This is a genomic window from Halolamina salina (assembly GCF_042678005.1).
GTDB lineage: Archaea > Halobacteriota > Halobacteria > Halobacteriales > Haloferacaceae > Halolamina > Halolamina salina.
In genome coordinates, this window is sequence record NZ_JBHUDH010000101.1 from 6,435 (window position 1) to 7,093 (window position 659).

A 659-nucleotide genomic window follows, 5' to 3' on the forward strand; every position below is an offset into this window, starting at 1 on the left:
CGCTTTCGCGGCCGCGACGACGGCGTCGTCCGCGTACGGTTCCTCCGTCTCCACGATCCGACAGCGGTCGGCCAGATCGCGGCCGACCGCAGCGGCGGTGCCTTCCTTCCCGTTGCCGTCGCGGAGTTTCTCCAGCTCCGCGACGACCGCTCGGGGGGTGACAGCCTCGTACTCCCCGAGCAGCCGGTCGAGTTCGTCGAACACGCGCACGTCGAGTTCGACCGGCATCATCAGGGCGTTGGTGTCCAGCACCGCCGTCGTCCTCATTCCTTCAGGGTGCCGATGCCGATGAGCCGCCAGCGCGCGCCCACGCGGCGGTTGATCGCGATCTTCGCCCCGGCCTCCGCACAGACGGGGCGCTTGAGCGACACCTCACACTCGCCGCCGCGGGCGCTGGTGACGGCGCCGACGGTGGTGGCGGTGCCGACGGTGAGCATCAGCGGCTCGCCCGTCGAGATCTCCTCGACCTCCTCCTCGTCCTCGCCGACGACGCGGTCGAGCAGTTCGACGTCCATCTCGAACCCCTCGACGGTCGGGGGGAGCGTGCCGGGTTCGCCGGCGACCTGCCCCGCGAGCGCGTCGCCCTTCGTGTAGGAGGGGTCGAGCCCGGTACCGACGCCGAGCAGGCCGCCCGGCGTCGCCTCCTCGACGGGGTTGCC

General features: G+C 71.9%; 1 protein-coding gene and 1 pseudogene. Both read right to left on the reverse strand.

Annotation, left to right across the window (positions count from 1 at the left end; all coding sequences use genetic code 11):
• The coding region (locus tag ACFR9S_RS09310) for a twitching motility protein PilT (protein ID WP_379818484.1) at window positions 1–267 on the reverse strand (267 nt) is incomplete at its 3' end.
• Window positions 264–659 (reverse strand): annotated as a pseudogene (locus ACFR9S_RS09315) (translation initiation factor IF-2 subunit gamma); the annotation flags it as partial. The gene ACFR9S_RS09310 and the pseudogene ACFR9S_RS09315, both read right to left, overlap by 4 nt.